This window comes from Streptomyces sp. NPDC048417 (assembly GCF_040651615.1).
Taxonomy (GTDB): domain Bacteria; phylum Actinomycetota; class Actinomycetes; order Streptomycetales; family Streptomycetaceae; genus Streptomyces.
Genome location: NZ_JBEZKI010000024.1, coordinates 163,846 through 187,716 on the forward strand (window position 1 = coordinate 163,846; position 23,871 = coordinate 187,716).

A 23,871-nucleotide genomic window follows, 5' to 3' on the forward strand; every position below is an offset into this window, starting at 1 on the left:
CCACGCCCTGCCCTGCGAAAGCGAGCGCGGACCCCCGGATCAGGTAGCCAGGGGCCGGTCCGTCCTCAACGGCCGGCCCACCAACTGAGCACGACCGGCACGGCCAGCAGCACGGTGTCCAGCGCGTGCCACGCGAAGGCGCCGCGCGCGGTCCTCGACCAGCGCACGAGCTGGCCGTGCCGGGCCTTCGACCGCGGTCGTTCTTCACGGTGGAGTGCCATTCTCATCCCTCCTTTCCTGTTCGTCGCTTGGTTCGGGCGGCGGCCGTGCCCGGCGGTCCTCGGCCCCGCGGTCGCTGATGGTCGGCGGTCATCCCGGTTGCCTGAGCTGCTCGGCCGTCTGGCGCTCTCTCTCGGAGTTGCTCAGGTTCCCGTTGAACGGCGGGGCGAGTTGGTAGGTGTGCACCCACTGGAAGCCGCGCGGGGTGAGCGCGTTCTCCACCTCGTCGGTCCCGCTCTTCACCAGCAGCTGAAGGTCCAGCAGTTCGCCGATGCCGCGCGCCATCGTGTGGCGGTTCAGGCCCAGTGTCATGGCGCCGCGGGTGTCCTGCGGGAGGGTGAAGGTCTCTTTCCGCCGGCTCATCGCGGCCAGCAGGACGGCCTTGCCGGGCATCCCCAGCTTCTCGTGCAGGCCCTCGCGCCAGTAGGCGAAGGGAACCCGGAAGTAGACATCGTTCGCCGCACCGGAGGGGACGGTGTAGGGCCTCGCGAGCCCTCCGATCCGCCCGCCGCATTCCCGACGCTTGACGATGCGCTTGTAGCGACGGTGCTGTACCCGGTCGATCAGGCCCAGCTTCTCCAGGTGCTGCCACTGGCGGGAGACGGCCACGCTCGCCCCCTTGTCGGGGCGCATGTAGATGCCGGCTGCCCGCGCCCACAGCTGCGAGCGCTCGGTAACGCCGAAGTCGCCGCCGGTCGTGACGGCATAGACCAGCAGCAGCAGTTCCAGGGCGAGTGGGGCTCGCAGAAGCTTGGACAGGGGCCCCGGCCCGAAGGTCGGTTCCCCGTACTCGGTCCTGAAGCGGGTCCGGACGAACTCCTGACGGATCGGGAACTCTTCGTAGCGCCGCTGCGAGCGCCGCAACAGATACTCGATCGACTCTTCCCGGCTCATCACTCGCTCGGCCATGGCTTCCGCTCCCCTCCGTAAGCGCCGCCTCGGCGCCCCCGCGAAGAGCATGCCCCTACCGTGCGGTCCGGCCGAACCCCGACTGCACGTCCCGTGCCCCGTCTTCACCGGTGCCGGAGGAACTGATAGAGCCACACCCCCTATCACCCCCCTGAGGATGGGTTGGGCTGGAATAGCAGCTCATCGAGCAGTGAGAGCGAATCAGAGCTCATCTCCAGGACCTCAAGGTTGCCGTCTGAGAACCCGTTGGCTGCGTAGATTCGTGGCAAAGAGCGAACCTGGGGAACACGCACACCTGGGCCCGTGCGCGTCCTGAGGCAGGGAAGCGGCCGTCCGTGCGTACGCGTCCAAGGTCCGCGGCGCACGACCGAGGTCCTCCCACGCCTGCCAACCAGGTCGCCGCATCTTCATGCCGGGCGAGTACCGGCCACCTGGCCACCAACGCCGATGTGCTTCTCAGACCATTCCCCAGGTCCGTGGACGAAGCCGGGCTACATGATCACCCAGGCAGATTCCACGTAACTTCTAGCTGGTATGGGCGTAGGCAGAATGGGGCGATGGACGCTGGACTCACCGCGCTGCTCGGCGCCGCCGTAGGCTCACTCGCGACCCTCGGCTCCGCGATGGTCGCCGGACGTGCGGCGGCGCGCTCGCAGTTCGGCCAGTGGCGTCGGCAGCACCGCCGGGACGCCTACGCGAACTACCTTTGCGCGCTGTACGACCGTGATGTCGCCTTGGACGCGGTACGCGACGCGCTGCGGGTTGACCGGCCGGACCTGCGGGATGTCGACGAGAAAATGGAACACTTCGTCGCCCAGGCCCGCGGTGTCCACAGGGCCGCCGAACTTGTCATCCTGGAGGGCCCGACCTCTGTAGTGGAGGCGCTGTACGGCGTGGTTCACGCGTCCGACGGCCTCGCCGAAGTCGTGCGGCGGATGGTGCGTGATGCCCGCGCGGAAGACACCTCGGCCAAGGCCGCGGACACCGCGCTCGCCGCCGAGCGGGAGCACTTGCTCTACCAGGCCGTGAAGCACCTTCGCGTAGCGGCATCCGAGGTCCTGGGCGACAGCGGGACACGTTAGTCCCGCTTGTGGGCGCATCGGCGGTTTGCATCAGGAAGACATCCCGGCTGTCCGATACAAGGCTGCGATGTCCCCGTGCCACGAGGGCCGGCCCAGTCGTGGGACGGCCCTCGGAAGTTCGCGGTGAACGGATCGTCAGCGGGTCGCCAGGTGGTTGGCGAGGTGCAGCGCGTCGGTGGCGATGGACAGCGCGGTGTGAAGCCCAATGACCTCGTGAATCGTGGGGTGCACGACGGCGGTCCAGTCGCCGTGGAGGTCCGGCCAGCTGGCGAGGAGGACCTCGGCCGAGGCCAGACGGAGGTGTGCGGTCACATCCATTCCGTCTCCGAGGCGGGGCTCCCAGCTGAGAAGGATGGAGCCGGGTTGGAGGCGGTCGGCGTTGAGGTCGGTTATCCACATCGTGTGGATCGGCTGGGTGGGACGAGGAGGCACGCAGCGGAGGAGAGCACCACGCGCGGACTGCGGCATGGGGTGACGGACCAGGTCACTGAGGAGCAGGCGTTGCGAGAAGCCGCGGGAGCTGATCGGTGAAGCGACGTGTCGTGCGTGCGGGCGGTACGTCATACGTTGGCCCAGTCCAACTGGTTGCGGACGGCGGGCGGCAGCACGCACTCCTGGCCGTCTTCAGCGATATAGACGGCTCCGTTCGATCCAGTTATCTCTAGAATGCGGCCGATGCGGTGGGCATAGGGCCAGTCGGGATTGGTGGCGAGGCACACAGGCAGGTCGGGGTCGAAGTTCTGGAGCTGATGGACCAGTTGGCCAACAGTGATCTTGTAGCGCAAGACAGTCTCCTGGGTGATGAGAGTTCGGAAGCGGGTGTCACAGCCAGGTGCAGTAGCGGGTGGGAAGGCGATCAGAGCGGAGAGGAATCCCGCGACGGCCTGTGCCGGGGTGTCTGTCCGAAAGAACAGTGGACGTTGCAGTCCGGGTCGGCGACGACGTCCCATCCCTGGTCCTTGAGAAGGTCGGTCACGGGTCGGGCGCAGTGGCATTCGAGGAGCCACTCACGCTCGCCGAGGGCGGGTAGAGGAGGTTCTGCAGGAGGCCGGAACGGGGCGGTGGTGGTGAGCGTCACGAACAGAGAACCCTTCGTTGACCTGCTGTTTTTCCGGGCTCCCGTACGTTGACATGGTCTTGGCCGGTGTCTCCAGTCGTTGCCCGCAGTGTGCGTCTGCCGTGCGCGAACTGCTGCGGGTGCGAGGACTGCTGTGCGTCCAACGCGGAATGAAACGGAGGTCCGCTCAGCTGGTGCGGGAGCGGCCGGTCGAGGGCCGCGTGGAGAGAAGAGTGAGGAGCGGGCTTGATGTCGCCGGGGCGGCCCTCGACCCGGCGCGAGATCGAGCGGCTGTTCTGGGGCGAGAACGCCAAGGGCCTGACTGGTGAGGATGCGGCGGTCGCTGTGATCGACGAGGCCGGAACCCTTCTTGATCCGGCGTCTCCACAGCGCCATCTCCAGTGCTGGTCGTCGGTGACGGTGCAGCCAGCGAGGTAGAGCGGGGAGACGTACGGATCCCCGTCAGGTGCGGTGATCGGCACGGTGGGATTCCGGGGCTATGGGTGAGGGTCAACGCTGCCGTCGGGAGCCTGCGTGCGTGGTGAGCGCGGTTGGCGCGGCTGGAGGCGGAGATGAGCGCATCGCTTGGGTGCTGCGGGCCAGCGCCGCCGTGGAGAGCGGGTCGGGCCTGGTCGTTTCGGTGCGGGTGACCGAGACCAGTGAGTGGTGACGGTCGGGAATCTGGTCCAGGGCGCGCGGCACAGGGGTGGGGTCAGTGAACGCGGCGGCGGAGGCGGTGATGAGGTGCTGCGGGGTGTACCGGCTGAAGAAGGCCCGCCAGCTCGGCGTGTACACGGGGTCGGGGCCGGCGGACATGCGCCACGTCGACTTCTCGGGCGTGAGCAGCTCGTCGTACTCGTGCAGCCAGCCGTCGGCCATCTGATAGGCGGCGTGGCCGTCGGGGGAGACCGTACGGAACGGCCGGGTGCCACGTACAGCCTCCCACCGGTGTCGCGCGGTGAGGGACGCGGGGCTGATACCCGTGTAGTGCGGGCCTCCGCTGAGGTAGTCGGCGAAGTTGTTGTGCAGTCCGTCGACGAGGATCTCGGTGAAGGCGGCCACGATCTCGTTGGGCGTGTTCCGGTCGAACGTGGTGATCCAGTCGGGCACGCCTAGCGGGTCTTCGGCGTAGGTGATGGTCCACCCGCCGTAGAAGCTCTCCAGGGCGTTGGCGACGCGTACGCGCTGGCATGGGCTCGTGTAGTAGGTGTCGGTGCCGAAGGCGATGGTCTTGGCCCAACCGGGGGCGTGGTCGAGGGTGTCGAAGATGCTGCGGCTGTCGCCGGGACCGGCTAGGTAGCCGGGGCTGACCAGGACATTCGAGTGCGGGGCGAGGGCAGGCGGAGCGGGGCTGGGCATGAGAGGGCCTTCGGGGGGTGGGGCACGGGCGGCTGAGCGGCCCGTGTGAGGGCGCGAGGGCGCGGTCGCGCGGAGGGGTCTGGCCGTGGGCACTGGAGTCACCTGGTCCGGGATGGGTGGGAGAGCGCGGTGACGTACGCAGGCACGTGTGGCTGCGAGTCGGGGACGTGCGAGAACAACTCGGGAGATGCCGCGGGACTGCGGCGCGTAGCCGCGCTCGCCTGTACGGCCAGCTGTGCTGGCGGGCTGAGTTGGGTGGGGCGAGTTGTCGTTGGGTGTGCCTTGCGGGCGAACTCCGCGAGTTCTGCGTACACCGGTGTGAGCCCCCGGGCCGCGGACGTCAGGGTGTACTCGGAGCCTCGACCGGAGAAGGGGCCCCTGCGGGTGATGAGCTGGTCGGTCTGGAGCTGCGTGATGCGGTAGTGGAAGGAGCCGGTGGTGAGTGCGGCTTCGGTTCGCAGCGCACCGTTGGGAAGGGGGCCGTGCTGCGCGAGGGCGTGGAGGAGGGGGATCGTGCCCTTCCCGCGGAGCCGGCCGAGGGAGTCTTCTACGCGTTCCGGCTCCGCGAGTGACGCCGTGCCGTCAGCGAGGTGGTTCCGGTGCCAGGCCGAGAGCGCACGGTGGACGTGTCGGGTGTCGCGGGCGAGCGGTGTGAGGTCGTACACCCCGACCTGAGGCCGGTCCAGGAGGCCGCTCGTCTGCATGCGGCGCACGATCTGGGCCATGGCGTGGACGCCTACCCAGGGAAGTGCGGAGTTGATGTCGGCGAGTCGCATGGGGCCGTGCTGCTGGATGGTCTGCAGGGTCCAGGTGGTCCAGCGGGGCGAGAGGAGGGCGACGGCCTGGTCGACGAGTTCGGTGTGACGGGTGGGTGCGGTGGAGAGGACGGGCACGGTGGGGTTCTCCGAAGGGTGGTTGAGCGCCGTCAGCGGGACCGCGCGGCGCGTGACGACGCGGTGCGGTTCGTGACGGCGGTCGTTGCCGCAGGCTGCTGGGTTGTGGTGGCCGGTCGTCCGGCGCGGTACTGGGGGGAGCGGGCCCTGGCGGCTTGGGCTCGCCGGCCGTGCGGGGACGTGGCGGTGGCCGTCCGTTCGCGCTCCAGCCGGAGTGCCGCGGTGCGGTAGGCGGCCTGGTCTTGGCGTTCGCCGACCGCGAGGAGGTAGATCTCCCGTTTGTGCTGGGAGGAGGCGGGAGCGTCCCGGTACTGGATGACCAGCCGCCAGCGGGTCTCCGGGTCGACGTAGACCTTGTGGCAGCCCGTCAGTTCGCGCTGGAGGGCGGCGCCGCGTTCGTTGCCGTGGACCAGGTGCTGCAGTTCGAGCAGGGCCAGGTCGCGGATGTTCTCCGGTACGGCGCGCAGGTCGGCCAGTGCCTCGGGATGGGCGGCGAAGGCGTACCGTGCCCGGCTCATCGCGCGCTCCGTCGGGAGTGTGTCGGAGCAGGTTCCGTTGATGGCGGTGGGGAGACGGGCGCGGGAGCTACGGCGAGGCCGTCACCGTTGATCGTGGAGCGAGCGCGGGCGGCTGCCGCCCGGCGGCCTACGGCGTGCGGTGGGGCGGGCGCGAGAGGGAGCGGCGAGTTCCGCTCCACCACCCACGTGTCCGCCTCCTCGGCGCTGGCGAAGACGCCCTCCCGGACGGTGTAGGTGCGCATGTCTTTGGTCGTCTCTTCGAGGAAGAGGCGGTACGGCGCAGCTGAGGACTCGGGGTGCCTGTCGTGGACGAGGGTGCGTACCTCGACGCCGACGTCGAAGGAGCACGGGTTGTCGGTGTAGTGGTCGAGGACCTCGTACCGGTTGCCGGGGTTGGTGCGGAGCAGGTCCTCAAGGCGTGCCGTGAGGGCGTCGGCGGGACGGGGCCCGTGGCCGTGGGACACCTCGGCGGCTTCCTGTGGGCAGCCCCGGCGGATCAGCCAGTTCTGCGCCAGCGGAACGACCGGGTGGCGCTCCGACGCGAAGTCGAACGTGCGCTGCTCGACGTCCCGGATGATGTGCAGCGTGACGTACTCCGCCGCCCCTGGGATGTCCCAGATCGCGGACCGGTCGTACAGCAGCAGGTAGCTGTCGCGGCCGTCGGCGCTGTGGTGCTCGGAGAAGGGGACGAACATGTCGTCCGAGAGCGTGACGGAGAAGAAGTCGTCCTCGATCCGCTCGGTGGCGGCTTGGAAGCCGTCGAGCCGGTAGTTCGGCGCAGAGGGCTCGTACGCGTCGGCCATCTCAGACTCCGGCGGGCTCGGGGGAGGCCAGCAGCCGGTGGTGGGGGCGGGCCGCGCTGGTTGTGCAGGCTCCGAACGGGCCTTCCGGGGTGCGGAGTTGGAGCAGAGCCGGATCGAGGTGATCGCGGTGCCAGGTGGAAGGGCCGGTGAGGCCGGCCTGGACGTCGGTGAGTTGCTGCCAGGCCAGCCAGAGGGCGTGGAGCCGGGCCACGGCCTCGGGGTGCTCCTGCCACTGTCGGCACCACGGGCGGCCGGTGGTGATCTCCCGCCCGTAGACCGGCAGGAGCAGGTTGTGCACCCAGTTGGTCAGCGCGGCCAGTTCCTCGGCGTAGGCCTTGGCGCCGAGCGCCAGGATGAAGACGGAGGCCGGGCCGCCGTCGGCGTTGCCTTCGGCCGGGGCGGAGGCCGATGCCGGGCTTTCGGGGTGCACGGGATCGGCCGCTTCGCCGACGTCCTCGGACGGCTGGTCGTCGGTGAGCCGGGCGAGCGTCTCGCTCTGTTTGCGGCTCTCGGCGGTGAGCCGGGTGACCGTGGCGACGAGGTCGTCGATGTCGTGGTCCGGTACGCGCACCGGCTCGTTCTCGTGGGCGGGTTCGGACATGGCTACCCCTGGTGCGAGTTCTGGTGGGTGGGGTGTCGAGGTTCCGGAGAAACGGGGGTTTGGCCCGGCCGGGAAACGGGTGTAGATGGCGCAGGTCAGTGCGGCGCACGATGGCGGCACACGGTCCGGGGCGGGGCCAGGATCCGCAGGGCGCGGGCCGCCTGCTGGGGCACGACTCCATTGCCCAGAGCGGTTAGTTGTGCGGGACGGCCCAGCCCGGGTGTGCCGGTCACCCAGCCGGGAGGAAGGCCTTGCATCCACTCCACGAACCGCGGGCTGAGGCGGCCCGCGTCGTCGGTCGGCCGGGGCGCGGGACGCGTGGCGTGCTCCCAGCGGGTGATCGCGGCGGAGTACGGCCCCCAGATCTCGGCCCGTCCTCCGTGTCCGACGGATCCCCGAACAACGGCGCCGGCAGCGACCGCGTGAGCGGGGTCCCGTCCGTGGCACCCTTCCGCCGACCGGCCATGCGTGTGGGTGGAGCAGCCGGGGTGGGCCCCAGGCGCGCTGCCGCCGAGGGCAGGGTCAGGTCCCCATTGCCGTGGCGCTGGTTGGGCGAGTCCTTGGTGCCGTCCGAGGCCTTCGGGGTGGGCAGGAGCCACTCGACCTCGTCCGCCAGGTTCGGGCCGTGGCCGCCCTGCTTGCGTTTCGCCGGGTGCTGGCTGCCCCCGTTGACCCCCAGGTTGCTGGTCGGCGTCTTGAGCAGCGGTGACCCGTCCGGACGGCCAAGCGGCGAGGAAGATCCGCTCTCGGCGGTGCGGGGCTCCGACATCAGAGGCGCGAAGCACACACCAGCGCGCATCGAACCCGAGGTCGGCCAGGGAGCCGAGTACGGCGCCGAGTGCGCGCACAGCAGGCTGGCCTGCGGTGTCTCCCAGACACCACGGGCAGGGTTCCACGTCGCCAGGGGAACCGGCGGGCGAGGTGAGGAGCCCCCGGACATTCTCGATCACCACCAGGCAGGGGTTGAGGGCTTCGATGGCACGGACGACGTGCAGCCACAGGCCGGACCGGGTGCCGTCGGCCAGTCCGGCGCGACGGCCGGCGACCGAGACGTCTTTGACAGGGGAACCCGGCCGTCAGGACGCACACCTCCGGGACCCCGGCCCAGTTCGCGGACGTGATGTCGCCGACGTTCGGCACGGCCGGCCAGTGCCGGGACAGGATCCGGGCCGGTCCCGGATCGATCTCCGCATGCCAGGCGATCGTTCCGCCGAGGACCGCCTGGACGCCGAGATCCAGACCGCCGTACCCGGAGCACAGGCTCCCGATCAACGGCGACATCTGGACCGAGGTCAGGTCAGCGGCCATGGCGGGGCGCCGGACTGTAGGCGAGCCGGACCGGACCTGGGGCGGGAGGCTTCACGGGCAGGCGGTAGATCGAGTTCGTCGGCCATGCCGAGCGGCTCAGGGTGGCAAGGACACGGGGCGGGGTGCCGTCGATCCGGTCGGCCGCGCGTCGCAGCGTGACGACCGTTTCCTGCAGCGCGTCCACGGTGAGGTCCAGCCGGTCCTGCGCTACGTCGAAGGCGTCCTGGCGGGCCTCGCGTCGATACGCCGAGGCCGGGGCTTCCGCGTACCTTCGCAGGAACCCGAGCTGTTCGAAGGCCTCGTTGTAGTTGTTCATGGCACGTCCCACAGGGGCGGACGCGTCGGTGTAGGCGGCGATGACCGGCCCGAAGTCGAGTCCCGGGTCGCTGTCCGTGGCGCGGACGAGGACCTCGTCCGACAGGTCCTTCACCAGCCCTGTCAGGGCGCGGAGATGACGGGACGCGGCGGCAAGGTCGGGCAGGGAGGTCTGCGTGTACGACCGCACTATGTCGGAACGGAGCATCTCGAACTCCCTTGCCAAGGCGTATAGTTCGTCCTTCTCCAGGCCCGCGCGGCAGGTGTGGTCGGTCATGACGGACTCCGATGGCTGTGTCGTTCGGGAAGCGCGGCGCAGGCGGCCTCGACCGGTACCGAGGGCGCGGGGGTGGCCGCGAGGCGGCTGCGGGCTCGGGCCGCGTCGATGCGGGCGGCGGGCGGCGACGCACCGGGGCGGCTGGCCGGCCGCCGCTGGGTGGGCTCGGATTCTGGTTCGTTCGCGAGGCGTAGGCGGCGGCGCACGTCGTCCAGCGGTCCGAGGGCGTGCAGGGCGTAGCTGATCAGCCGTCCCGGGGCCAGGGACTCGTCGTCGGCGAGTGCGCGCACCTGCCGAGCGACGGCGGCGGCCGTGCGGACGAGCGAGGCCTGGACCACCTGCTCGCCGAAGTGCTCGGCCACACCGGAGAAGGACAGCGGATCGCAGATCCGCAGGACGCGTTCTGCGTCCAGTGTTCCGTCGGACAGTGCGCCCCGGCGCTGGGTTTCCCACAGCACGGTCAGCTGATCGATGGGTTCGCCTCGGTGATGCAGTGCGCCCAGGGCGCGGTAGATCTGCTGATGGCCGCTGTCCACGAAGTCGCCGGGATGCAGCCAACCGACGACTTCGAGCAGTTGCTCTGGCCGGGCGCTGATGCACCCGAGGAGGAACTCCTCGTCGGCGAGGACCCGTTCGTCGACAACTTGCGGCTGCTGTACTGGCGACGTGACCGGCTCCGGGGACGGCACAGGTCGTGGCTCGGTGCCCCACCGGTGGGCGAGATCGGCGAGCAGGTCGGCCAGGACCCGGGCATGGCGGACCGTCTCCTCGACCCCACCGCGGACGGCGTCGGCACGCGCGGCCTGATGCAGGCGGATGGCGTGCTGGGTGACGCTGCGGTGGATGGCGCCCTCCAGGACCATCCGCCCGTAGACGGGCGCATGGGTGGGGCGCGGGCATGCGGAGATCAAGGAGTGGGCGTACGACGCGGTGAGCCCACGGGTCCGGGTGCCGGCCTCCTGGACGGTGTCCGTCACCCAGGACAGCGGGATCGGGCCTCCGCTCTCGCCCGTCGTGGCCGGGTGGCCGTCGGCGTGGAGCCTGAGCATCGCGGCGTAGAGAGCGGCGTGCGCAGGACGGTGGAAGTGTTCGGGCCGCAGCCAGGGCGAGAGATGGTCGAGTTGGGAGGGGTCGAGGAAGACCGAGCCCAGGACCACCTGCTCGCACTGGATGAGCGGCGTCACCGTCGCTCCGTCAGCGCGGACGTGCGCTCGGTACGCAGCTCTGCGACGGCACGGTCGGCGGCGGCCATGTCGGCGGCGAAGCGGTCAAGTTCGCTGGTGAAGACGGGGTCCGCGGCGGAAATGGTGCCGGTCGGGGTGACCAGCCACCATGCGCTGCCGCGGCGGACAGCGGGAGTGCCGGCGAGCCGCTCGGAAGGGCGGACGGATGCCCAGGTTGGAACGGGGTGGGACATGGGAGCACCTCAAGAAGAAGGGGAGGCCGAGCAGCGACTCGGGGATGCGGCGGGCTGTACTCCCGTGCGTCTCGTGTGCGCGACGCGCTGTTCCGGGGCGGTCATGCCACTGGGCCGAAGTCGTCGCGGTGCAGCTGCTTGGCCAGCGCACGCTCGGTGATGGCCGCGGTTGCCTGGGCGGAGGCGATGCCGAGCCGCTCGGCGTCGGGCTCGCGGTACCAGGGCTTTAGGTCGAGGAGGGCGGGGCGCACGCCGGTGGCCAGCAGCAGCGCGGAACCCTTGGGCAGGGCCCGGATCGCGTCGGCCGGCAGCACGCGCTCCTGACGCATCGACACCGACGTGGACCTGCCCGACTCGCTTGTGGACACGGAGACGGTGCGTACGTCGTGGTCGCCGACGAGGCGGGAGAGCTTGTCCGCGAAGTCGGCGTCGTCGATGCCGGAGCCGACCAGTTTGATCGTCGCGGCGGACCAGAGGGCGTCCATGCCGGCCTCGCCCCAGACCCGTACGCCCTGACGGTAGGACTGCAGGATCGTGATCGGGATGACGCCGCGCGAGCCGAGGTGGGAGTAGAGGTCCGGGAGGTCGGAGATCTTGCAGACGTTGGCGGCCTCGTCGAGGATCGCGAGCAGTGGGGCGTCGAGGCGCCCGCCGTCGCGCTCGGCCTGGATGACGGCCGCGCGCATCACCGCGTCGGCGGCCGCGGCGATGATCGCCGAGGCGGAGCCGCCGCCGTCCTTCGACAGCAGGAACAGAGTGTCCTTGCTGGTCGCGAACGCCTCCGGCTTGAACTCCAGTATCTTCTCCAGACCGTCGGGAGGGGTGACCCAAGCGGCGATGCCCGGGTCGAGGAGGCAGCTGGCGTACTGCCGGGCTGTCTCGAAGATGCCGTCGCGGGTCTCGACGGCTCCGGACACGGTGCCCTGGAGCTGGGCGGCGACGCCGTCGAGGCCAGCGTCCTGCAGGAGGTCGATGGGACTGCGGTCGGCGGGGGAGGCGAGCCAGGCCAGCACGTCGGTGATCGGCCGGTGGTCGCGGGCCGCCGCGAGGAACAGCGCGGTGAGGGTGTTGGCGGCGGCCGTGGACCAGAAGTCGCCCGCGCTCGACTCGTCCACGGAGGCGGTCACGAAGTGCCCGGCCAGCCGCCGGGCCCCGGCGAGATCGTGGGCGTCGGCGAGGATGTCCCACCACATGGTCCGCGGGGCATGGGCGATCTGCTGCGGGTCCAGCGTCCACACGGTGCCCACCCGGGCGCGCTCGTCGAGCGTCGCCGTGAAGGCGTCGCGTGCCGCCTTGTTGGAGGTCAGCAGGACCGGGCCGGGGGCGCGCAGGATCGCGGGGATCGCGAGTCCGGAGGTCTTCCCGGAGCGGGGCGCCATGATCGCGAGGAGAACGTCCTCCCAGGAGGAGCGGACCTCGGTGCCACCTGGCTTCAGCGTGCCAAGGAGGACGCCGCGGTCGTCCGGGACGACGGCTTTGGCCTTGGTGCCCTTCAGACTGGGCCGCAGGTCGATGGCTTTGGCGGCGATCTTCTTGGGCAGCAGGTCGGCCAGGTCCCGTTGATCGGCCAGCCCGTCGGGGTTCCGGCGGACGCGCAGCCACAGCCGGGCGCAGAGGACGGCTGCCGTGGTGAGCGTGGCGGCGGGCAGCAGGTAGCAGCCGGTGAGAACCTCGGGCCGGGCGAGATGCGGCCAGAGGAGTTCGGGATGCAGGAGCGCGTCGGTCGGCTGGAAGGCGGCCCACGGATCGGAGCCGGCCAAGGCGTTGGCGAGGTTGCCGAACAGCCAGGCCAGCGAGCCTCCCACCATGCCGAGACCGGCGACGCCGATCAGGAGATAGAGGAGGAAGTCGGTGCCGGTGGTGGTCGAGGGCGTGCTGGTACGCGGAGATGGCAAGACGGGATCCAGAGGGATGCGGACCTACGGGTGGCTGCGGGGCGACAAGTTGCTCTCGTGATCACGAGCGAGCTCCTGGTGGCTGCGGTTGTGAGCAGGAACGGCCGGGTGTCGGTCAGCGCGACCGGCCAGGCCGGGGCGTGGTGGGAGGAGTTGCAGCGGGCTCTTCGGCGCCGGGCGCGGCTCCGGTGTGCGGGCGTGGGGCGGTCGCGTAATAGTTGGCGACGCCTTCCTGCCAGCCCTGCTTCCGGGGCGATCCGAGCGCCCGCATCTGGTGGCCGGCGCCGCGCATGTCCTCTGCGAGGGAGGTGAGCGTGGCGGCGGCGTCCTCGCAGAGGTGGGACAGGTCCCAACCGGCATCGGTGTCGGTGACGTTGGCCTGTACGGCCGCGGCCTCGAAGAACTCACCGAGGCGGACGAGGACACCGTCGTCCGGGGCCACGACGTGCTCGACGAGGTCGGCCACCCCCTCGTATGTCGCGGCTCCGTTGAGCCGGTCCGTCAGGGAGAGGATCTGCTGCCCGTAAACGCGTGTGCCCAGGGGATCGGTGGGCGTAGTGATCCGTGTGACGTCCAGGCCGGGATCGAGTTCGACCCGGTAGCCGACCACGGTGAGCATCCGGGCGGCGTGGCTGGCCATCTGGTTCTCGTGCTTCTCACCCATGTCCCAGGGCAGGCGGTACCAGAAGGAGAGCGGGGCGGTCTCGATGACGAAGCCGGCGCGCTTGAGGAGCGTGAAGGCCAGTTCGTCCCCGCCCTCGGCGGTGACGTTGCCGGTCGGCTCACGGGTGATGACGACATCGGGCGTGGTGGACATGGGTGCCTCCGCGGGCGGGTCAGAAGTGAGGGTTCTCTGTAGGCCGGTCGCCCTCGGTGGCGGCGGCCAGCAGCTCGGGCAGGTCGCCGGGATCGGCGTCGCGCTGGTCCAGCCACCACCCGGCACGCGTCAGGGGCCGCGCGGCGTCCTCGATGGCCACCCACTCCGCTTCGCTGGTGGTGCCTTCGAGGACCAAGGCGGTGTACGCGGTGGCCATGAGCTGGTGGCGGCAGCGGGTTCCCCAGGCGATGGCGCGGTCGGTGCCGTCCAGCGGGGGCATCCGGTACCGCGTCGACCATTCCTCGGCCTCGGCCTGCTCGGCGGCACGCTTCTTCGCTAGCCACTCGGCCGTGGGCCCGGTGTCCTCGCCCTGGGTGGCGCGCCAGCAGTCGGTGCAGTCGCGCTCGGCGAGCCAGCGGGCGTAGCCGGCACGACGGTCGGCCGGACGGCCGGACAGATCGGCCTGAGCGGTGTCCCCGCAGGCGTGGTTGATGGTCCAGATCTTCTTGACGGCCATGAGCCGGACTCCTTCGCGGAATCGAGAGGAAGGTCAGCGCGTACGGCGGAGACTGGACGGGGGAGCCGGTGAACGGGCTGCATCGTCGGGGGAGTTGGGCAGGGAGGTCGGACGGCTTGGGGAGGATGCGCGAGCGGCGCGGGCGCGGGCGGTGTGCGTGACCGACGGGAGCTTGTACCGGGGCAGCAGCGGTAGGTCGGCCAGGGGCGGGGCGCCTTCCGGAGTCAGGTCCGGCATGACCGCCAGGTCGAGCTGGGCGGTGACGAGCTGATCGCCGAGGAACGCGACGTGGTGGGCGATGGTGCGCAGGTGCTGGCCCAGCTCGCGGCCGGTGGAGGTGTCCAGCCGATCGCACCAGGCGGCGGCCGTGTCGATGAACTCCTCCAAGTCGCCGACGACGCCGTGATGTTCGTCCAGGATCTGCTCTAGGACGTCGGCGACATCGGCCGAGCGGCGCAGCTCGTGCAGTTCCCCGGTCAGGGCGGTCAGCGACTGCCCGGGCAGCGTCTGGCGTTCGGCCACCCCGTCCGGCGCCGGGATCGCCGGCGGCAGCATGATGCGAGGATCGGCGGCGACCGAGAGGCCGACGTCCTGGAACTCGCGGCTGGCACGCGCCACGGCCCGCACCGCCGCGTTGTGCGGGGTGTCGTCGGACAGCACGTAGAGATCGAGGGCGCTGCTGTGGCGGAAGTGGTGCTTGCGCAGCACCTCGTCGAGGAAGGGGTGAAAGTCCGATACGGCGGCGACCACACCGAACTCCGGGTGGACACCGAAGGCGACGTCGGGTTCGAGCTGTAGTTTCATGCGGAAGATTCCCTTCGGGTTCGGATGACCTAGCGGGCGTGGATCGGCTGCCGGGGTGCCTGGGCGGGATGGAAGGCGACTGTGACGTCGAGCCGCTGTGGTACCGAAGTGCTCGCGCGCGCCGGGGAGATGGCGGTGGCTGCCGCCTGAGCCCGGCGCTGCCAGGTCGCCGGGGTCGGATCGGGACGTCCGTTGCCGCGGATGTAGGAGAACGCGTCGAACGCGAGGGCCGTGCTGTCCAGCCGCGTTTCGACGTACCGCAGATCGCCCTCACCGTGCAGCAGCACACCCTCGCCGGTGCGTGTGTCGGTGCCGACCGCGCGCAACGTGCCGTCGGGATCGCGGACCTGGTCGTGCACGACGATCCGGGCGGCCCGGATTTCGGCGTCGAGTGCGCGGGCGGAGGCGAAGACCGCCTCCCCGCCGCCGAGGACCTCCGCGACGGGGCGGTTCTCCGACTCCTCGAAGAGACCTCGACCGGGATCGGGCCGTGTGGCGGGCTTGAGGTCGTACGCGGCGTCGGAGGTGACGCTGTACCGCGCGGCGCGCAATGACCGGACCGCCAGCTGTCCGCGCCGCGTCAGGTCGCGGTCCGGCTCGGTCAGCGCGTACAGGCGGCCGCCGGGCAGTCGCTCGAAGCCGATCCGCCGCAGCAGGTGATCGGCGACGTGGTGCTCGTGGGACAGCGCGGCGACGACGCCGTACTGGGTGTGGTGGGCGACGGTGATGTGCGGGGGTGTTTCCGCCACGAGAGGTGCACCTCGCAGAGGTCGGGGCCATGCGGAGGACGAGGATGTGGCCCGAAGACGGATTTGGCGGGGCCGGGGAATCTGCGCTAGCGGGATCGGCGTACGCGATCGTGTGCGAGGAGGCCGGACTGCGCTGCAGCGGCGGACCCCGTCGCTGGCGCGGCGCGATGGCGGACCGTGTGCGGGGATCGGGCACGGGCGGCCTGGACCTGTGCGGGCTGCTGCGACTGTTCGGGTCGGCCGCGCAGGGCTCGCTCGGCTCGTGCCATCTCGACGAGCACGCCGCCGCTCTCCATCCAGGTCAGGGCGTAGTGCCAGCCCTCGGCATCGCGCTCGGCGACAGCCTTCGCGAACGCGGCCTCGGCGCGGGGGTGACCCGGCACGAGCGCACCGGTGACGAACTCGTAGTCGGCCTGAACACGCGCGCCGCCCTCCAAAGCCTCGCGCAGCAGTCGCAGCCGGTACACCCACCGCCCATCCATACGATCCTGCGGCTCCAGGAACGGGAGCGTCTCCACGGCGTGGGCGACCAGGGTGGGACCGTGGTCGAGGAATGTTGCTCCTGCGAGCCGCGGCGGAGGCCCGGTGTTCTGAGGCTGACGCGCCGGAACGAGACACAGGCGAGGTGGCCTCGTACGTCGTCTGTGTCCGTTCAGCCATGACGGAGAGCCGATGCGTTGGGAGGCGGAGCCTGCCGGGCGTCGCGCCGCCGAAATTCATCAAGAACGCCGAACGGGCCCGTAGCCAGGGGGATATGGCCGTGAGAGGCGTTGGCCGCGGTAGCGCGGAGGTAGTGCTGGACGAGCCGATGCACCACGCGGCGGATCTTGTACTGCTGAGGCATGAAGGCGGAGTTCCTAGGAGCACTCTGAGCGGGGAGAATGTGGGGGCTGAGACGTGGCACCGGCCCCCAAGCGGGATTGATCAAGGACGAGTGATCGCTCCCATCCGAGCGTCCGTGTCGAACAGCTCGCGCTCCCGCGGATGCAAAAGATGTTGAGTAATGAACGACCGGCCTGCCACCTTCCACAGGCCTCGCCCCTTGGTGAGCGCGGAGACCGCCTGCGTCTCGACCCCGGTGAGCCCCAACAGGGAAGCTGCGGAAGCGAGTTGGTCGGCTTCCTGGCGGTAGATGATCCGGGTCGAGCAGTCGGTGAGCAGGCCCTCGGCCAGGGCCCGGCCTCGGGAGCCGGCATCACCGGCGGCCAGCAGGTCGCTGAGGCGGTGGATGACCATCAGGTTCGCGATGCCCAGGCCGCGGGAGAGCTTCCACTGGCTCTGCATCCGTTCCAGCAGGGCGACGTGCCGCATCACGCGCCACGCCTCGTCGTAGATCACCCAGCGCTGTCCTCCGGCGGGGTCGGCGAGGGCGGACTCCAGCCAGGCCGAGGCGCAGGTCATCGCCAGGACGAGCGCGGTGTCATCCCCCGCGCCGCCGAGGCGGGACAGGTCGATGGACAGCATCGGCGCGCTCGGGTCGAAGGCCACGGTGCTCGGCGCGTCGAATATCCCCGCCAGGTCGCCGTGCACGAGCCGGCGCAGTGCGTGGGCGAGGTCCTCGGCGGCACGCCCGAGGCGGCCGGACAACTCGCCGAGCGCGGCATCGAGCCGCTCGGGGGAACCAAGGACATGGGCTACCTCGCCCAGCAGCGGCGTGGTGCCGTTGGCCTTGGCGTGGGCGACGACCTGGTCGAGTGCCACGTCGAGAGCGGTGTGCTCCATGGGGTGCAGCTCGCGCCCCAGGACCGTCTTCGCGAGCGAGCCGAGCAGCAGAAGGCGCCGCTTACGGGCCTCGCCCGTCCAGTCGTCCTCGCTGACGCCGTACGGCCGGGCGGGCGCATCCAGAGGATTCAGGCGTCCGGGCAGACCTGGGCCGAGCGCGATGGTCTGCCCGCCCAGCCCCTGGGCGACGACGGTCCACTCGCCCTTCGGGTCGCAGGGCACGTAGATCCGGTATCCGAAGGCCACGGCGCGCACCGCGAGGGACTTGGCCAGGGCTGACTTGCCCATGCCGATGACCCCGGCCAGCAGGATGTTGGGGTTGGTGAAGCCATCGAGACGCCCGTACAGGGCGAACGGGTCGTACGTGAACGCCGCTTCCGCGTGCACGTCGCGGCCGATGTAGATCCCGTGGGCGCCGAGGCCGCCCTCCGCGAGGAAGGGGTAGGCCCCGGAGGCGGTGGCCGTCGTCATCCGGTGGGCGGGCAGCTTGAGACGGCCGCCGCGGGTGGAGGACGGGCCCGGTCGGCCGGCGGCCGGGTAGGTGGCACGCAGCTCAGGGTCGAGACCGGGCGCGGTGGAGAGGGCTTCGGGGCATGCGGCGTGCCGGGCCTGCTCCCGGGCGGCGGCGTACTGATGACGGGCGGCGCGTGCCGTACGGCGGTCGCTCTTGCGCGGGACGAACAGCGGGCTGGCGCTGGCGCGGATGGTACGAGTGGGCATGGTGGTGGTGCTCCTGGGAGTTCAGTGGCGGGCGAGGCCGGTGAAGGGGTCGCGCAGGTCGGCCGGGGTGTGGTCGCGGCGGACGTGGGCGGCGGTGGCCAGGTGGCGCTGGCACAGGGTGAGTTCGGGCGCGCCTTCGGGCCGCCGGGCCCGGCACGCCTCCCGGGTGGGGAGGCTGCCGGTGCCGGGGTGTGGGGCGGCGTGGAAGGCGGCGTGGAGGTGCTCGGCTGCCTGCCACAGCCGTATCCGGCACGCCCGAAGGTGGTCGCCCTCCGCCCTGGCCACGGGGGTGGTGCGGGCGGTGTGGGCGTCGAGCAGCCCGTACAGCGCGACGACGTGGGCGTGCAGGGAGTCGAGTTCGGCACGGCCGGCGGCGATGGGGGCGACCGGAATGTTGATCGCCCGGTGGAAGTCGAGCGCAGCGGTGGCGAACGGGACGAAGTCCGGAGCCAGTTCGGGCAGGGGCTCGGTCGGCATAAGGGTGCCCTTCGGTAGAGCGCGAGAGGGTGGTGCGGGTGCGCTACGGGCGGGCGAGGGGCAGGGCGGCGTTGGTGAAGGCCTCGGCCTGCTGCCAGGTCAGAAGGCGCAGGTCGACGAGGGCGGCGACGGCGGCGGTCTCGATCGCGGCACAAGCGGCGTTGAGCTGCTCGTCGGTGTCGGCGCTGACGGTGAGCAGGCCGGTGAGCGCGACGTCGGCGTGGCCGGCGATCAGCTGGCGCTCGCGCTGCTTGATGTCGGCGTACTCGACCGAGTCCTCCTCGGAGTCGACCTGGCCCTTGCGCTGCCGCTCGGCGGCGTCCGCGATCACCGTGGCCTTGCGGCGCTGCACGTCCTTGAGTGCGGAGTCCAGGCCCTTGGGCTCGTACGTCAGCGAGAGCGTGCGGCGCACGCCGGAGGTGAACAGGAGCTGGTGCAGGAAACCGGGGGAGGTCTCGACGCGGGGCCAGTTCTCGATCCAGAACGTGGCATGGTGGGCCGAGTCGGTCTGGATCCGGTCGGCCTTCTCGACCAGGACGACGGGGCCGGCGGCAGCGGGCTCGGCCCGCGCGCGGCCCGAGTCTGACCACTGGTCCAAGGCGGCCGACGCCTTAGGGTCGTAGGCGGTACGGATGACGGCGGCGATCTCGGCCGCGTTCAGCCAGCCACTGGGCGCCAGGCCGGAGTTGCGGGCAGCCTGATCGAAGGTGGCGGTGAGCTGGGCCAGGACCGCGAAGCCGCCGGTGAGCCCGCCGCCGGCCTGGTTGATCAGCCGGCGAGCGGCCTTCAGATCGAGGGCGAGCGCGACGTACGCCTCGTGCGGGGCGGCGGCCGGGCCGGCGGCGGCCAGCAGGTCGCGGTAGAGCGGTCCGGCGAGGTGGGTCGCCTCGTCGCCGTGCTCGTGCCAGTAGCGGTTGAGCGCGTCGCCGGAGTCGGGCATCGTGCGCTCCAGGACCTGGACCCGGGCGATGTGCCCGGTGCGCGACAGCGCCGCCAGCGTCCGCCCCCAGCCCACCACGTTGCTGGACTGGCTGGCTGGGTCGAGTAGAGCGAAGGCGCGCGAGGAGACCTTCACGACAGCGGTGAGCGTGCCGTGGTGCGGATCGTGCACCGCGCCGAAGTGTCCGCGCGGGGCGGTGACCACGCGCAGGGACGCCGCCGTGCCCGGGAGATGGAGCAGGCCCTCGCGGCGCGGCCGAGCGGACGGCCGGGCGAGCCAGACCAGCTGGCCCCGGAAGCGACGCAGCATGTACCGAGCGGCGATGGGTGCCCAGTCGGCGAGGGACCGCCCACGATGGCGGACGAACACCGCCGCCAGAACGACCGCCCACAGCGGGATGAGCTTGAGCGCCCCGGTGACGCCGGAGGTGAGCAGTACCGCGAGCAGCAGCAGTCCGGTGAGGGCGACGACGATCAGCTGGGGAGCCGACAGGCCGAGCAGGACACCGCGCCGCGAGCGATGCGGGAACTTCACGGTGGCCGAGCCGTCAGGCTGAGAGGTGTCGGAGAGCATGGGCGAAGCCGTCCTTGGAACGTGGAGAGCAAGAAAGAGAAGGGGAGAAGACGGGGCGGACGGCGTCGGAGACGACAGGGGCAGCCCGCCCCATAGCAAGCCGAGGGCTACGAGCCCGATCCACCCGGCGGCTCGGGGTAGACCCACCGCTGAGGCGTGGCACCGACCTGCGGCGAAGGACCGCTCACCGGTCCTGGACGCCGGGGTGCCGGCGGATCCAGGTGCGTGATGCGCGGCTGCGCCACCGCCGCGCCCTGGGGCGTCGGCCCGGAGGAGACCGGTGCCGCGTCGGCCGCCGCCTCCTGGCCGGGCCGCTGGATCAGCGCCTGCCCGCGGTCACCGTCGCTGGAAGGCCGCCGGATCAGCGCCCGGCCCTTGTCGCCGGTGGCGTTCGGGTCTTCACAGAAGCGGAAGTGGGTCTGCTTCGGCTGGTCGCCGTCGGCCGGCCCGCCGGTCGGGTCGATACCGGAGGCGACACCGCCCCATCCCTGGCCCGGCACCTCCGACGGGCCCTGCGGAGCCCGCATACCGGTGCCAGCCTGCATCGCGAGCTGGCCCGCCGTCTTCGCCGCGCCGGCAGCCACCGCGACGCCAGCGACCCCCGAACGGTGCAGGTCGTCCTGGCCGCCGCCGTCGGCCGCCCAGTGCACGAACTTGTAGGTGGCGTAGGGGCACAGCATCACCAGAACCATGACGACGATGCCCGCCATGGCGTCGGACAGGGCGGCGAGCCCGTCGGAGGCGTCGCTCTTGCCCATGGCCGAGACGCCCAGCAGGAACACGATCGTCATCAGCAGCTTGCTGACGATCAACGTGGCGGTGGCCTCGATCCACCCGCGCCGCCAGCGCCGCGCGACTTCCCAGCCGCCGCCTGCGCCAGCGAACACCGCCAGCGTCACCAGGACCAGGATGCCGACCTTGCGGGCGACCATCACCGCCCAGTACAGGAACGCGCCGATGGCACATCCCAGGCCGACCATGGCGGGTATCGCCCAGCCCAACTCGTACATCGGACCGAGGTCGTTGACCTCGATGACGCGGCGGATCGCGTCGTCGACCGACGTATCCGCCGCCTGGAACAACCCGGCGGACAGCGCGTCGACCACGGTCAGCGCGACGGTGGTGCACGCGATCGCGACGAACGCGAACAGGACACCCGCCACCGTCCCCGTCACCGCCTGCGCGAGAGCGCGCTCGTCACGGCGCCAGGCGGCCCGCATCAACTGCAGACAGAACGTGCCGACGGTCAGCACGAGACCGATGGGCAGAAGCAACTCGTAATTACCGCGGAACCACTCGGCGTTGAGATCGACAGCTGTGGTCTTGTCGACCGCCGTCGAGGCGAGATCTGCGGCGGACTGGGCCAGCTCGCCCATCGACTTGGCGATCCAGGCGCCGATGCCATCGGTGATCGCCTCGCCGGTCGAACCGACGACGCCGCCGACGGTGTCGCACACCGCGCTCATCAGGGGAAGGTCACAAGCCCCCATGAGGGCACCTTCTTTCGGGAATTGGGGGCGATCAGGGCGCGACGCTCGGCAGCACGCCGACCAGGGCACAGGCTTTGTCGGGGCGGCACTGCACGGCGAGCGTCGTGGAGCGGGACTCAGCCCCGGCCCCGGAGCCCTTCCAGGCGATGGACTGCTTGCCGGTGACCGTGACGGCGTAGACGTACGCCTCTGTGATCGCGCCGGGATCCTGCGCCAGGGCCGTCTTGAACGCCTGAGGGAAGTGGCCCTCGCCGACCTTCGCGGTCGCGTACTGGCGGTTGTCGTGCATCCGCGACCACAGCACCGGGCCGGGAACCTGGTCGGAGACGGACTCCCAGTCGTTGTACTTCTTCTCGCCGGTCATCCACCGCTTGAGCCCGGCGACGTGCTCGGCCCGGAAAACGGCGCGGGTGTCGTACGTCCACAGCACCTTGGTGGCCGCCTTGGCGAAGACGATCGGATCGCTCGTCTTGGGCGGTGCCGCACCCGCCGCACGCCCGCTGGGGGTTGCCGTCGGCGAGGCGGGCCGCTGCGTGGATGCCGGAGTCGGGGAGGGCTTAGCCGAGGCGGGGCTCTCCGCGCGGGCCAAATACGCGAGGAGCCCGGCGACTGCCAGCAGTACGGCCAGAACGACGCCACCCAACAGGGCACGCCGCAGGACCGAGGACGGCGCCCCGTAGGCGTGCTCCTGGGCGAAGAGGGAATGTTTCCTCGACATCAGTGGACCTGCGTCCCCATCGCCGAGAAGAACGCGACGATGCCGTTGGCCGCGCCCAGCAGCAGCGCGCACCCGGCGGCGATGACAGTGCCCTTCTTCCCGTTCGCCTCGGCCTGGTGGCCACCGCTGTGGTGACCCCACGCCCAGACCATTGCCGAGATGGCGAGGGCGCCGACCACCGCGACGATCCCGAAGAGGTTGATCGAGGAGACGACGTTCTTCAGCACGCTGAGGCCGGGAAGACCGCCCTCCTTCGGCGTGATGCCGGGGTTGTACGCCAGGTACTGGGCGTGATGCATGAGCTTCACTTGAACTCCAGTGCGATTTTGGGCGCGCGAGGGCCCGGGGGGAGATGGAGCGGGGGAGAGGGAGAAGTGGCCGGTCAGACGATCCGGCGGGCGGCGACGATGTCTGCACGCCAGTCGGCGAGGGTCGAGATCTTGACCACGTCGCCGGTGTGCGGGGCCTGCAGGATCAACCCCTGGCCAATGAACATCCCGACGTGTTCCGGCACCGCGGCCGTGCCCCGGGTGAACAGGAGGTCACCCGGCCGGAGGGCATCGACGCTGACCGCCTTGCCCTCCTTGACCTGCGTGTACGTGGTCCGGGAGATCGAGATGCCGCCGGCCTTGTACGACGCCTGCATCAAGGACGAGCAGTCGCACCGGCCCATCGGGTCCTGGCCGTGGGGAGCGGAACACGTACCGCCCCACTGGTACGGCGTACCGAGCTGACCGAGGCCCCAACGGATAGCCGTACGCACGGACTTGGGCGCGCTGGCCGGGATCTCGTAGCCCTCGGGCACGGACCCCGCGGGAATCGAGCCGAAGGAGGACCCGTCGTCGCCGGTGCCGCACACGGCAGCTGCCGAGGAGGTCGGCTGTTCGGCCTCATTGCCGGTGTCGCTGTCCGTGCTCGAACTCCCGACCATGCCAAGCGACTTTGCGATGGCCTTCTGGATGGCCGTAGCCAGCGGCTCCCACTTCGCGTACGCGTCGCGGTAACCGCTCTTCTGGACCGCCTGCGCGGCCTGGGTGATGGTCATCGACTGCCAGCCCTTGACCTTGAGCAGGCCCTCGTAGAATTTCGTGGAGGCGTGCACAGGATCACGAACTTCAGTAGGCGTGCCCCAACCCTGGCTGGGGCGCTGCTGGAAGAGGCCGAGCGAATCCCGATCGCCGTAGTCCAGGTTCCGCAGCCCCGACTCCTGCAGAGCCGTGGCCAGGGCAACGATCTGCCCCCGAGCCGGCACCTTCATCGCGATGCCGGTGGCCTGGATCGTCTCGGCATTCGGAATCTGCTCCTCGGCGTCATCCAGCCCCGAAACAGACACGGACCCCTTGTCGTCGCCCTTGAGGATCGACTTCACCAGCTTCGCGACCGCCGCGCTGTCCACAGCCTGTGCACCGTCTGCGGAACAAGCGGCCTGAGCACTGCTGGAACCAGCGAGAGCGACGGCGACCGGCGCTATCAACAACGTCGGGCAGAGTGCCACGGCCCCAGCCATGGCTACGACCTTCTTCACGGACGACGGCCGAACGCTGAACCGTAGGACGGAGAACTGGGCGCCGGGGAGGGATCCGCCTGGGCATGCTGCATCGGCAGCTCCTTACTTGTAGGCAGCGCGGCGCAGGCGTTCTCGTCGAAAAGGCCACCGGCGCCACGCCGGTCATGAATTGGCCATCCATGAG

28 protein-coding genes and 1 pseudogene are annotated in these 23,871 nt (G+C 70.6%); 2 read left to right on the top strand and 27 right to left on the bottom strand.

What is annotated here, in order from left to right:
* Window positions 1-65 precede the first annotated feature (65 nt).
* Entirely contained in the window at window positions 66-221 is a 156-nt protein-coding gene (locus AB0D59_RS33895) for a hypothetical protein (RefSeq protein WP_362573828.1), read from the bottom strand.
* A gap of 88 nt (window positions 222-309) precedes the next feature.
* The gene (locus AB0D59_RS33900; protein WP_362573830.1) at window positions 310-1,128 is read right to left on the bottom strand and encodes a hypothetical protein; all 819 of its coding nucleotides are present in this window, start codon (window positions 1,126-1,128) and stop codon (window positions 310-312) included.
* Between the two features lie 557 nt (window positions 1,129-1,685).
* On the opposite strand from AB0D59_RS33900, the gene AB0D59_RS33905 reads away from it, so the two are divergent.
* Window positions 1,686-2,210, top strand: a complete 525-nt coding sequence (locus tag AB0D59_RS33905) for a proline dehydrogenase (protein WP_362573833.1) — start codon at window positions 1,686-1,688, stop codon at window positions 2,208-2,210.
* A 135-nt stretch (window positions 2,211-2,345) separates the two neighbouring features.
* Here the strand turns inward: AB0D59_RS33905 and AB0D59_RS33910 are convergent, their stop codons facing one another.
* Both AB0D59_RS33910 and AB0D59_RS33915 read right to left on the bottom strand, forming a co-directional pair.
* Window positions 2,346-2,642 (bottom strand): esterase, encoded by a 297-nt coding sequence (locus AB0D59_RS33910; protein ID WP_362573836.1) that lies wholly within the window; start codon window positions 2,640-2,642, stop codon window positions 2,346-2,348.
* 128 nt (window positions 2,643-2,770) lie between these two features.
* Window positions 2,771-2,995: a hypothetical protein gene (locus tag AB0D59_RS33915; RefSeq protein ID WP_362573839.1), complete on the bottom strand. Its 225-nt coding sequence runs from the start codon at window positions 2,993-2,995 to the stop codon at window positions 2,771-2,773.
* 521 nt (window positions 2,996-3,516) lie between these two features.
* Here AB0D59_RS33915 and AB0D59_RS33920 point away from each other — a divergent pair.
* Window positions 3,517-3,705: a hypothetical protein gene (locus AB0D59_RS33920; RefSeq protein WP_362573939.1), complete on the top strand. Its 189-nt coding sequence runs from the start codon at window positions 3,517-3,519 to the stop codon at window positions 3,703-3,705.
* Window positions 3,706-3,777: 72 nt separating this feature from the next.
* Here AB0D59_RS33920 and AB0D59_RS33925 read toward each other — a convergent pair whose 3' ends face one another.
* The 23 genes and pseudogenes from AB0D59_RS33925 to AB0D59_RS34035 all read right to left on the bottom strand — a co-directional run bounded on the left by AB0D59_RS33925 (window position 3,778) and on the right by AB0D59_RS34035 (window position 23,687).
* On the bottom strand, window positions 3,778-4,626 hold the full coding sequence (locus tag AB0D59_RS33925) for a DUF317 domain-containing protein (RefSeq protein ID WP_362573841.1): 849 nt from the start codon (window positions 4,624-4,626) through the stop codon (window positions 3,778-3,780).
* Between the two features lie 98 nt (window positions 4,627-4,724).
* The gene (locus tag AB0D59_RS33930) at window positions 4,725-5,519 is read right to left on the bottom strand and encodes a winged helix-turn-helix transcriptional regulator (protein ID WP_362573844.1); all 795 of its coding nucleotides are present in this window, start codon (window positions 5,517-5,519) and stop codon (window positions 4,725-4,727) included.
* Between the two features lie 32 nt (window positions 5,520-5,551).
* Window positions 5,552-6,037: a hypothetical protein gene (locus AB0D59_RS33935; protein WP_362573847.1), complete on the bottom strand. Its 486-nt coding sequence runs from the start codon at window positions 6,035-6,037 to the stop codon at window positions 5,552-5,554.
* Entirely contained in the window at window positions 6,034-6,840 is an 807-nt protein-coding gene (locus tag AB0D59_RS33940) for a hypothetical protein (protein ID WP_362573850.1), read from the bottom strand. Before AB0D59_RS33940 ends, AB0D59_RS33935 begins: the two co-directional genes overlap by 4 nt.
* A gap of 1 nt (window position 6,841) precedes the next feature.
* Window positions 6,842-7,441, bottom strand: a complete 600-nt coding sequence (locus tag AB0D59_RS33945) for a DUF4913 domain-containing protein (protein WP_362573853.1) — start codon at window positions 7,439-7,441, stop codon at window positions 6,842-6,844.
* A 95-nt stretch (window positions 7,442-7,536) separates the two neighbouring features.
* Window positions 7,537-8,466: a DNA cytosine methyltransferase gene (locus tag AB0D59_RS33950; protein WP_362573936.1), complete on the bottom strand. Its 930-nt coding sequence runs from the start codon at window positions 8,464-8,466 to the stop codon at window positions 7,537-7,539.
* Window positions 8,467-8,557: 91 nt separating this feature from the next.
* Window positions 8,558-8,749, bottom strand: a pseudogene (locus tag AB0D59_RS33955) (DNA cytosine methyltransferase); the annotation flags it as partial.
* A complete protein-coding gene (locus tag AB0D59_RS33960; RefSeq protein ID WP_362573856.1) occupies window positions 8,739-9,341 on the bottom strand; it encodes a hypothetical protein in 603 nt (200 codons plus the stop codon). The gene AB0D59_RS33960 and the pseudogene AB0D59_RS33955, both read right to left, overlap by 11 nt.
* Window positions 9,338-10,525 carry a DnaB-like helicase N-terminal domain-containing protein gene (locus AB0D59_RS33965; RefSeq protein WP_362573859.1) on the bottom strand — a complete coding sequence of 396 codons (1,188 nt, stop codon included), beginning with the start codon at window positions 10,523-10,525 and terminating at the stop codon, window positions 9,338-9,340. Before AB0D59_RS33965 ends, AB0D59_RS33960 begins: the two co-directional genes overlap by 4 nt.
* Complete coding sequence (locus tag AB0D59_RS33970) at window positions 10,522-10,758, bottom strand: hypothetical protein (protein ID WP_362573862.1); 237 nt, start codon at window positions 10,756-10,758, stop codon at window positions 10,522-10,524. The genes AB0D59_RS33965 and AB0D59_RS33970 overlap by 4 nt, the downstream gene beginning before the upstream one ends.
* A gap of 101 nt (window positions 10,759-10,859) precedes the next feature.
* Window positions 10,860-12,653, bottom strand: a complete 1,794-nt coding sequence (locus AB0D59_RS33975; protein WP_362573865.1) for a TraM recognition domain-containing protein — start codon at window positions 12,651-12,653, stop codon at window positions 10,860-10,862.
* A gap of 115 nt (window positions 12,654-12,768) precedes the next feature.
* Window positions 12,769-13,470: a hypothetical protein gene (locus AB0D59_RS33980; protein WP_362573868.1), complete on the bottom strand. Its 702-nt coding sequence runs from the start codon at window positions 13,468-13,470 to the stop codon at window positions 12,769-12,771.
* Window positions 13,471-13,489: 19 nt separating this feature from the next.
* Window positions 13,490-13,987, bottom strand: a complete 498-nt coding sequence (locus AB0D59_RS33985) for a hypothetical protein (protein ID WP_362573871.1) — start codon at window positions 13,985-13,987, stop codon at window positions 13,490-13,492.
* A 33-nt stretch (window positions 13,988-14,020) separates the two neighbouring features.
* Window positions 14,021-14,791, bottom strand: coding sequence for a hypothetical protein (locus tag AB0D59_RS33990; protein ID WP_362573873.1), 771 nt, complete (start codon window positions 14,789-14,791; stop codon window positions 14,021-14,023).
* A 29-nt stretch (window positions 14,792-14,820) separates the two neighbouring features.
* Window positions 14,821-15,540 (bottom strand): hypothetical protein, encoded by a 720-nt coding sequence (locus tag AB0D59_RS33995; protein WP_362573876.1) that lies wholly within the window; start codon window positions 15,538-15,540, stop codon window positions 14,821-14,823.
* Window positions 15,541-15,626: 86 nt separating this feature from the next.
* Window positions 15,627-16,058 carry a hypothetical protein gene (locus AB0D59_RS34000; RefSeq protein ID WP_362573879.1) on the bottom strand — a complete coding sequence of 144 codons (432 nt, stop codon included), beginning with the start codon at window positions 16,056-16,058 and terminating at the stop codon, window positions 15,627-15,629.
* A 406-nt stretch (window positions 16,059-16,464) separates the two neighbouring features.
* Window positions 16,465-17,982, bottom strand: a complete 1,518-nt coding sequence (locus AB0D59_RS34005; RefSeq protein WP_362573881.1) for an ATP-binding protein — start codon at window positions 17,980-17,982, stop codon at window positions 16,465-16,467.
* A 21-nt stretch (window positions 17,983-18,003) separates the two neighbouring features.
* Window positions 18,004-18,459 carry a DUF6238 family protein gene (locus AB0D59_RS34010; RefSeq protein ID WP_362573883.1) on the bottom strand — a complete coding sequence of 152 codons (456 nt, stop codon included), beginning with the start codon at window positions 18,457-18,459 and terminating at the stop codon, window positions 18,004-18,006.
* A gap of 43 nt (window positions 18,460-18,502) precedes the next feature.
* Window positions 18,503-19,972 (bottom strand): SCO6880 family protein, encoded by a 1,470-nt coding sequence (locus AB0D59_RS34015; protein WP_362573886.1) that lies wholly within the window; start codon window positions 19,970-19,972, stop codon window positions 18,503-18,505.
* A 107-nt stretch (window positions 19,973-20,079) separates the two neighbouring features.
* Window positions 20,080-21,462, bottom strand: a complete 1,383-nt coding sequence (locus tag AB0D59_RS34020) for an ATP-binding protein (RefSeq protein WP_362573889.1) — start codon at window positions 21,460-21,462, stop codon at window positions 20,080-20,082.
* Between the two features lie 31 nt (window positions 21,463-21,493).
* Window positions 21,494-22,180, bottom strand: coding sequence for a hypothetical protein (locus AB0D59_RS34025; RefSeq protein ID WP_362573891.1), 687 nt, complete (start codon window positions 22,178-22,180; stop codon window positions 21,494-21,496).
* A complete protein-coding gene (locus AB0D59_RS34030) occupies window positions 22,180-22,479 on the bottom strand; it encodes a DUF6112 family protein (RefSeq protein ID WP_199380682.1) in 300 nt (99 codons plus the stop codon). The genes AB0D59_RS34025 and AB0D59_RS34030 overlap by 1 nt, the downstream gene beginning before the upstream one ends.
* Window positions 22,480-22,562: 83 nt before the next feature.
* Entirely contained in the window at window positions 22,563-23,687 is a 1,125-nt protein-coding gene (locus tag AB0D59_RS34035) for a C40 family peptidase (protein WP_362573894.1), read from the bottom strand.
* Window positions 23,688-23,871: the final 184 nt, after the last annotated feature.

Bases quoted from the DNA above. Each gene is read 5' to 3' on its own strand.
- AB0D59_RS33970 (WP_362573862.1), bottom strand. From the start codon at position 10,758: ATGTCCCACCCCGTTCCAACCTGGGCATCCGTCCGCCCTTCCGAGCGG.
- AB0D59_RS34010 (WP_362573883.1), bottom strand. From the start codon at position 18,459: ATGCCGACCGAGCCCCTGCCCGAACTGGCTCCGGACTTCGTCCCGTTC.
- AB0D59_RS33935 (WP_362573847.1), bottom strand. From the start codon at position 6,037: ATGAGCCGGGCACGGTACGCCTTCGCCGCCCATCCCGAGGCACTGGCC.
- AB0D59_RS33960 (WP_362573856.1), bottom strand. From the start codon at position 9,341: ATGACCGACCACACCTGCCGCGCGGGCCTGGAGAAGGACGAACTATAC.
- AB0D59_RS33900 (WP_362573830.1), bottom strand. From the start codon at position 1,128: ATGGCCGAGCGAGTGATGAGCCGGGAAGAGTCGATCGAGTATCTGTTG.
- AB0D59_RS34015 (WP_362573886.1), bottom strand. From the start codon at position 19,972: ATGCTCTCCGACACCTCTCAGCCTGACGGCTCGGCCACCGTGAAGTTC.
- AB0D59_RS33985 (WP_362573871.1), bottom strand. From the start codon at position 13,987: ATGGCCGTCAAGAAGATCTGGACCATCAACCACGCCTGCGGGGACACC.
- AB0D59_RS33905 (WP_362573833.1), top strand. From the start codon at position 1,686: ATGGACGCTGGACTCACCGCGCTGCTCGGCGCCGCCGTAGGCTCACTC.
- AB0D59_RS34030 (WP_199380682.1), bottom strand. From the start codon at position 22,479: ATGCATCACGCCCAGTACCTGGCGTACAACCCCGGCATCACGCCGAAG.
- AB0D59_RS33980 (WP_362573868.1), bottom strand. From the start codon at position 13,470: ATGTCCACCACGCCCGATGTCGTCATCACCCGTGAGCCGACCGGCAAC.
- AB0D59_RS33895 (WP_362573828.1), bottom strand. From the start codon at position 221: ATGGCACTCCACCGTGAAGAACGACCGCGGTCGAAGGCCCGGCACGGC.
- AB0D59_RS33925 (WP_362573841.1), bottom strand. From the start codon at position 4,626: ATGCCCAGCCCCGCTCCGCCTGCCCTCGCCCCGCACTCGAATGTCCTG.
- AB0D59_RS33940 (WP_362573850.1), bottom strand. From the start codon at position 6,840: ATGGCCGACGCGTACGAGCCCTCTGCGCCGAACTACCGGCTCGACGGC.
- AB0D59_RS34035 (WP_362573894.1), bottom strand. From the start codon at position 23,687: ATGGCTGGGGCCGTGGCACTCTGCCCGACGTTGTTGATAGCGCCGGTC.
- AB0D59_RS33920 (WP_362573939.1), top strand. From the start codon at position 3,517: ATGTCGCCGGGGCGGCCCTCGACCCGGCGCGAGATCGAGCGGCTGTTC.
- AB0D59_RS33990 (WP_362573873.1), bottom strand. From the start codon at position 14,791: ATGAAACTACAGCTCGAACCCGACGTCGCCTTCGGTGTCCACCCGGAG.
- AB0D59_RS33945 (WP_362573853.1), bottom strand. From the start codon at position 7,441: ATGTCCGAACCCGCCCACGAGAACGAGCCGGTGCGCGTACCGGACCAC.
- AB0D59_RS34025 (WP_362573891.1), bottom strand. From the start codon at position 22,180: ATGTCGAGGAAACATTCCCTCTTCGCCCAGGAGCACGCCTACGGGGCG.
- AB0D59_RS34020 (WP_362573889.1), bottom strand. From the start codon at position 21,462: ATGGGGGCTTGTGACCTTCCCCTGATGAGCGCGGTGTGCGACACCGTC.
- AB0D59_RS34005 (WP_362573881.1), bottom strand. From the start codon at position 17,982: ATGCCCACTCGTACCATCCGCGCCAGCGCCAGCCCGCTGTTCGTCCCG.